Source organism: Promicromonospora sp. NPDC057138 (genome assembly GCF_042670845.1).
In the GTDB taxonomy this organism is placed as follows: domain Bacteria; phylum Actinomycetota; class Actinomycetes; order Actinomycetales; family Cellulomonadaceae; genus Promicromonospora.
Genome location: NZ_JBHUUX010000123.1, coordinates 1 through 6,256 on the forward strand (window position 1 = coordinate 1; position 6,256 = coordinate 6,256).

The following is a 6,256-nucleotide window of genomic DNA, read 5'->3' on the forward strand; positions in this document are numbered from 1 at the left end:
GCAGAACGTCAGGAGATCGGTAGCTCGAGCTACCGATCTCCTGACGTTCTGCCGATCACCGTAGCGCGGCTGCGGCTAGATCCGGCCCGCGTTGAGGCGGTGCTGGAGGGCCATGACCGCACTGGAATCCCGGGAGATGACGCCGTCGACCGGCGTGCCGAGGTAGCGCTGGAGGGCGCGGATGGTCTGCGGGCCGATCTTGCCGTCCCTCTCGTCCGAGGCCATCCCGATCGTGCGCTGCAGGGCCGCGATCATCCGGGAGCCGTCGGCGTTGGTGACCCACTGCCAGCCCGTCGTCAGGCCGGGGTTGCTGTCCCGCCAGGCCACGCTCTGCGAGGAGACGACGCCGTCGACGGTGGTGCCGAGCTCCTGCTGGACGCGGCGGGTCGTGGACGAGCCCCAGAACCCGTCCACGACGAGACCGCCTGGCTCCCCCGGGCTGGGCGGGGTCGTCCCTGAGCCGGCGCGGATGTCGTCGAGTCGCGCGTAGAGGTTCCGGCCGGGGCAGGCGGTCTGCGAGACGTCGCGGTGCCCGTACAGCGGCGCGCCCTGGGTCCACCAGCGCTGCTTGCCCTCGCGGTAGATGGCGGCGGCCGTCGAGATCTGCGCGGCGGTGGGCTGGTTCGTCTCGTAGTTGCCGGCGAAGCAGATCGAGCGCGACGTGCTGTTGCGCCCGCCGGTGTGCGTGCCGCGGCGGTTCCAGCTCACGCCCTGGTAGGCGCGACCGGACGGGAAGATGACCACGTTGTACGAGATGCCGGTGCCGAACCGCGACTGGCCCACGCTCTCCAGCGCCCGCATCTGCTCGGCCTCGGCGGCGATGCTCGCGTCCGGGGAGAGCTGCGCGGTGACGCTGTGGTGCACGAACACCTCGACGGCGAGGCCGGTCAGCGTCAGGTCGCCGTCCTGGTACCGGGCGCCCCACGACTCGCGCGAGGCGATGCTCAGCGCGGCCTGGGGCGTGGCGGTCGGCGCGGGGTCGTCGGCCGTCGGTTCGGGTGCGGCGTAGGGCGTTGCGGTCGGCCCGACCTCCGTCGGCGTCTCGCCGCCTACGTCGCCACCGGTGGGGGCGCTTGCCTCGCCCGCGGGCTCGTCGTCGTTACCGAGCACCTCCAGCACAATCCCCTCGTCGTCCTTGATCTCGTAGACCTCAGCCACGATGCCCCCAGGTTTCGTAGATATGTCCCACATGTCTACCATCGAGCGGACGAGCGGGGCGACCCCTTTGGCGGTCGCGTTTGGCGGTCGCGCTTGTAGTGTTGCGGGCGTGATCAGCATCGACGCCGACTCCCCCGTCCCGCCGTTCGAGCAGGTCCGCACCACGCTCGCCCAGCAGATGGCGGACCGGACGCTGCCCGTCGGCACCCGCCTGCCGACGGTGCGGGCGCTGGCCGCGGACCTCGGCATCGCGGTCAACACCGTGGCGCGCGCGTACCGCGAGCTCGAGGCGGCGGGGCTGGTCGAGACGCGCGGCCGGGCCGGCACCTTCGTGAGCGCGGCCGGCGACCAGCGCCTCTCCCTCGCCCAGAACGCGGCGTCGCAGTACGCGCAGACGGTCCGCGCGCTCGGCATCGGCCGGACCGAGGCGCTGGAGATCGTCTCGGCGGCGCTGCGGTCGCGCGGATGACGACCGGGCCCGTCAGGACGGCCGAGCCGGTGCTGCGGCGCGCGCACGACGCCGACGCCGCGGCCCTCGCCGACGTCTGGCTACGGTCCTTCGCCGCGGCCCTGCCGGCGGTGCGCCGCGCCCACTCCGACGACGCGGTGCGCGCCTGGTTCGCCGCCGTCGCGGTGCCGCGCTGCGAGACCTGGGCCGCCGTCGCCGACGACGTCGTGATCGGGCTGATGGTGCTGGACGGCGACGAGCTCGAACAGCTCTACCTCGACCCCGACCGGCGCGGCCATGGCCTCGGCGACCGGTTCGTCGACCTGGCCAAACAGCTCCGGCCGGACGGGCTGAGCCTGCGGACGTTCCAGGTCAACGCCGGGGCGCGGCGGTTCTACGAGCGGCACGGCTTCGTCGCCGTCGAGCACGGCGACGGGTCGCGCAACGAGGAGCGCGAGCCGGACGTCCGCTACGTCTGGCGGCCCGCGGAGGGGACGCCGGGCTCGCCGTAGGTGTCACGCCCCCGGCCGGCGTCGGCCGGAGCCCGTGCCGTAGATGCGGTCAGCCGAGCACGCGCACCGGGCTGCCCGCCGCCCAGGCGGCGATGTCCTCGACGGCCTGCGCGAAGAACGTGGCGTACGTGTCCTCGGTGACGTAGCCGAGGTGCGGCGTCAGGACGGTCCGCGGGGCCGAGCGCAGCGGGTGGCCGGCGGGCAGGGGCTCGACGTCGTACACGTCCAGGCCCGCGCCGCCGATGCGACCCGCGTGCAGGGCCTCCAGCAGCGCGCCGGTGTCGACGAGCGGGCCGCGCGAGGTGTTCACCAGGAACGCCGTCGGCCGCATGAGCGCGAGGTCGTCCCGGCCGACGATCCCGACGCTGCGCGCGCTCAGCTTGTAGTGCACCGTGACGACGTCGGAGGTGGCGAACAGCTCCTCCTTCGGCACGGCACGGACGCCCGCCTCGGCGGCGGCCGCCGGGTCCAGGTTCGCGCTCCAGGCGACGACGTCCATGCCGAACGCCGCGCCGATCCGCGCGACCCGCGCGCCGATCCGCCCCAGGCCCACGACCCCGAGGGTGCGCCCGGCCAGGTCCGTCCCGATCGTGTGCTGCCAGCCGCCCGCGCGCAGGCGCGCGTCCTCCTGGGGCACGTGCCGCGCCACGGCCAGGATGAGCGCCCAGGTCAGCTCCGGCGTGGCCGACGACGGCGAGTCCGTCCCGCACACCACGACACCCCGGGCGCGGGCCGCATCCAGGTCGATCGACGCGTTCGCCCGGCCGGTCGTCACGAGGAGCCGCAGGTCGGGCAGCAGGTCGAGGACCTCGGCGGTGAACGGCGTCCGCTCGCGCATGGCGACGACGACGTCGCACCCGGCGAGCGCCGCCGCGAGCGCCGTGGGGTCGGCGATGTGCTCGGCGTGGAAGCGGACGTCGGCCCCGAGGCCGTCCCAGTCGGCGAAGCGGTGGGCGGCGTGCTGGTAGTCGTCGAGGACGGCGATGCGCATGGGCGTCAGCCTAAGCGTGGCCGTCGGGCTGGCCCGGCCGGGCAGAACACTCGCCTCTGCCCGAACCCGCACCGCACTGTTACGCTATTCCATGGAACTCTGGAATAGCGGGAGTCGCAATGTCCAAGGCTGATCTCTTCGAGTCCCTCGCCCGCACGGGCAAGGCGCTCGCCAGCGGCAAGCGCCTCGAGCTGCTGGAGCTGCTGGCCCAGGGCGAGCGGCCGGTGCAGCAGCTCGCGACGGTGGCCGGCCTGAACCTGACCACCACGTCGGCGCACCTGCAGCTCCTGCGGGACGCCGGCCTGGTCGCCTCCCGGCGCGAGGGCACGCGGGTGCTGTACCGGCTGGCCGGGCCCGACGTGGCCGAGCTGGTCACCGTCATGTTCCGGGTGGCCGAACGGCACCGCCCCGAGGTCTCCGCGGCGGCGGCCGGACTGACGTCGCTGCCGGACGGCGTCCGCGCCATCGACCGCACCGAGCTCCTGGAGCGGTCGCACCAGGGTGAGCTGCTCGTGCTGGACGTGCGCCCGAGCGAGGAGTACGCCGCCGGGCACCTGCCCGGCGCCGTCTCGATCCCGTTCGACGAGCTCGCCGGGCGGCTCGAAGAGATCCCCGCCGGCGCCGAGGTCGCCGCCTACTGCCGAGGCCGCTACTGCGTGCTGTCCTACGACGCCGTGCACCTCCTGGCCGAGCGCGGTTACACGACGCACCTGGTCGCCGACGGCGTGACCGAGTTCCTCGCCCACGACGTCGCCCTGACCACCAGTCCCGCCCCGGCCGGGGGCTCACCGTGACCGACGCCGCGGCCTCCGCCGCGATCCCCGCACCTCGGTCCGCCGCGATCCCCGCGGACGGCGTCCCGCCGGAGCAGCGCAAGGTTCTCACCGCCCTGGTCCTGGCCCAGGTCTTCAGCGGTGCCGGCCTCGCGGCCGGGATCACGGTCGGGGCGCTCTTGGCGCAGGACATGCTCGGCACGGCCGGGCTCGCGGGGCTGCCCAGCGCCCTGTTCACCATCGGCTCGGCCGCTGCGGCCGTCGTCGTGGGACGGCTGTCGCAGCGGTCCGGACGGCGGGCCGGCCTGGCCGTCGGCTACGCGGTCGGCGCCGCCGGCGCGCTCGGGGTCGTCCTGGCCGCCGTCGCCGACTCCGTCCCCCTGCTGTTCATCGCGCTGTTCGTGTACGGGGCGGGTACCGCGACCAACCTCCAGGCCCGCTACGCCGGGGCCGACCTGGCCCCGCCGCACCGCAAGGCCCGCGCCGTGTCGACCGTGCTGGTCGCGACGACGCTGGGCGCGGTCGCCGGGCCGAACCTCGTCACCGTGACCGGGTCCGTTGCGGCGGCCTGGGGCATCCCGCGCCTGGCCGGCCCGTTCGGGCTGGCCGCCCTGGCCTACGGCGCCGCCGCGCTCGTGCTGGTCCTGCTGCTGCGCCCCGACCCCCTCCTGCTCGCCCGTCGGCTCGGCGCGGCCGACGAGCAGGTGGCCGCGGCCGGCACCCCCGCGGGCCTCCCGGCGCCACCCGCCGCCGGCCTGCCCGCGGGGGTGCGGGTCGGCGCCGCTGTCATGGTCGTCACCCAGGCGGTCATGGTCGCCGTCATGACGATGACGCCCGTCCACCTGCAGCATCACGGCCACGGGACCGCCGCGATCGGCGTCGTCATCGCCGTGCACGTCGCGGCGATGTACCTGCCCTCGCCCCTGTCCGGCTGGCTCGTGGACAGGAACGGGCCGCGCGTGGTGAGCGCGCTGGCCGCTCTCACGCTGCTCGGTGCCGGCCTCGTCGCGGGCCTCGCGCCGGCCGGGGCGGTCTGGGCGCTGGCCCTCGGGCTGGCTCTGCTCGGGCTCGGCTGGAGCCTCGGGCTGGTGGCCGGGACCACGCTCCTGAGCCGCGACCTGCCGCTGCGCAGCCGCGCCCGCGTGCAGGGCAACGTCGACGTCCTGGTCGCGATCGCGGGGGCGGGCGGCGGTGCGCTGTCCGGCGTCGTCGTCGCCGGCGCCTCCTACACGACGCTCGCGCTCGGCGGCGGCGTACTGGCCCTGTGCCTCCTGCCCCTGGTCCTCGGGCGGCGCGGGCACTGACCTGCTCCGCGGCCGGGCGGCTGCACGGCCCGCCGACCGACGAGCAGCGCCGACCTGTCGATTCGTGTGCCGCCCCTTCGTCGTGGTGGTAGGCGCCCGGCCGATGACATTCGGCGCGGCCGGGCGTCAGTACCCGAGAAGGGCTGTCGACCCACCGAGGAGAAGTCATGACCACGACGCACGAGGGCCACACCGACCACACAGACCGGACCGGTGCTGCCGCCGTCCCGCCCGTCGTCGACCGGGCGGCCTGGCAGGCCGCCCGCGACGAGCTGCTGGTCCGGGAGAAGGCGCACACCCACGAGGGTGACGCGATAGCGGCAGCCCGACGGCGGCTGCCGATGACCGAGGTCGACGCGGGCGCCACCGTCGTCGGGCCGGACGGGCCCACGACGCTGCTGGACCTGTTCGAGGGCCGCGAGGAGCTGATCGTCTACAAGCACATGTGGCACCTGGGCCAGCCGTTCGAGAACCAGTGCGAGGGCTGCACCCTGACCTACTGGGCGGCGCACAACCCGGCGTACCTGACGGCGCGCGGCGTCTCGTTCGCGGTGTTCGCGAAGGCGCCCTACGCGGAGCTCGCGCCGTTCGTCGAGTTCATGGGCTACCCCCAGCACTGGTATTCGGTGTTCGACGTCGACGACGACGTCGTCAGCGGCGACGACTTCGGCACCTGGATGTGCTTCCTGCGTGCACGCGACCGGGTGTTCCTCACCAACAGCGTCACCGGCCGCGGCGCGGAGGCCACCATGCCCGCGCTCTCCCTGCTCGACATGACGGCGCGCGGCCGCCTGGAGGCCTGGCAGGACAGCCCCGAGGGCTGGCCGGAGGGCAAGGTGCCGGGCTGGTTCTGGCGGGCCGGCGAGGACGGCGTGGGCAACAGCTGGACCGGCGGTCGCCCGGCGATCCAGTGGACCCGCCCGGGCGCGACGCCGGTGGCCCCGGGCGAGCACCACCACCACTGACCCGGTCTCGCACGCCGGGGCCGGGCCGCCGCCGGCCGGTCAGCACCCGGCTGGTCCCTGACGTCGTGATCGGTCGCTTGCTTCGAGATCGGTCAATTAATGGAC

The 6,256-nt window shown here is 74.6% G+C and carries 7 protein-coding genes; 5 read left to right on the plus strand and 2 right to left on the minus strand.

Annotated elements, in window-relative coordinates:
- Positions 1–75: 75 nt before the first annotated feature.
- Positions 76–1,158: an N-acetylmuramoyl-L-alanine amidase gene (locus ACFT2C_RS28790; RefSeq protein ID WP_377210535.1), complete on the minus strand. Its 1,083-nt coding sequence runs from the start codon at positions 1,156–1,158 to the stop codon at positions 76–78.
- A 109-nt stretch (positions 1,159–1,267) separates the two neighbouring features.
- Here ACFT2C_RS28790 and ACFT2C_RS28795 point away from each other — a divergent pair, with 109 nt between their 5' ends.
- The gene (locus tag ACFT2C_RS28795; RefSeq protein WP_377210536.1) at positions 1,268–1,627 is read left to right on the plus strand and encodes a GntR family transcriptional regulator; all 360 of its coding nucleotides are present in this window, start codon (positions 1,268–1,270) and stop codon (positions 1,625–1,627) included.
- A complete protein-coding gene (locus tag ACFT2C_RS28800; protein WP_377210537.1) occupies positions 1,624–2,118 on the plus strand; it encodes a GNAT family N-acetyltransferase in 495 nt (164 codons plus the stop codon). Before ACFT2C_RS28795 ends, ACFT2C_RS28800 begins: the two co-directional genes overlap by 4 nt.
- Before the next feature lie 49 nt (positions 2,119–2,167).
- Here ACFT2C_RS28800 and ACFT2C_RS28805 read toward each other — a convergent pair whose 3' ends face one another.
- Entirely contained in the window at positions 2,168–3,109 is a 942-nt protein-coding gene (locus ACFT2C_RS28805; protein WP_377210538.1) for a D-2-hydroxyacid dehydrogenase family protein, read from the minus strand.
- Between the two features lie 119 nt (positions 3,110–3,228).
- On the opposite strand from ACFT2C_RS28805, the gene ACFT2C_RS28810 reads away from it, so the two are divergent.
- From ACFT2C_RS28810 to ACFT2C_RS28820, 3 genes are all read left to right on the plus strand, one after another.
- Complete coding sequence (locus ACFT2C_RS28810) at positions 3,229–3,903, plus strand: ArsR/SmtB family transcription factor (RefSeq protein WP_377210539.1); 675 nt, start codon at positions 3,229–3,231, stop codon at positions 3,901–3,903.
- The gene (locus ACFT2C_RS28815; RefSeq protein WP_377210540.1) at positions 3,900–5,186 is read left to right on the plus strand and encodes an MFS transporter; all 1,287 of its coding nucleotides are present in this window, start codon (positions 3,900–3,902) and stop codon (positions 5,184–5,186) included. The genes ACFT2C_RS28810 and ACFT2C_RS28815 overlap by 4 nt, the downstream gene beginning before the upstream one ends.
- 167 nt (positions 5,187–5,353) lie before the next feature.
- Positions 5,354–6,151: a DUF899 family protein gene (locus tag ACFT2C_RS28820; RefSeq protein ID WP_377210541.1), complete on the plus strand. Its 798-nt coding sequence runs from the start codon at positions 5,354–5,356 to the stop codon at positions 6,149–6,151.
- The last annotated feature ends 105 nt before the right edge of the window (positions 6,152–6,256 follow it).

Coding starts and splice junctions, on each gene's coding strand:
- ACFT2C_RS28800 (WP_377210537.1), top strand. CDS start 1,624: ATGACGACCGGGCCCGTCAGGACGGCCGAGCCGGTGCTGCGGCGCGCG.
- ACFT2C_RS28805 (WP_377210538.1), bottom strand. CDS start 3,109: ATGCGCATCGCCGTCCTCGACGACTACCAGCACGCCGCCCACCGCTTC.
- ACFT2C_RS28810 (WP_377210539.1), top strand. CDS start 3,229: ATGTCCAAGGCTGATCTCTTCGAGTCCCTCGCCCGCACGGGCAAGGCG.
- ACFT2C_RS28820 (WP_377210541.1), top strand. CDS start 5,354: ATGACCACGACGCACGAGGGCCACACCGACCACACAGACCGGACCGGT.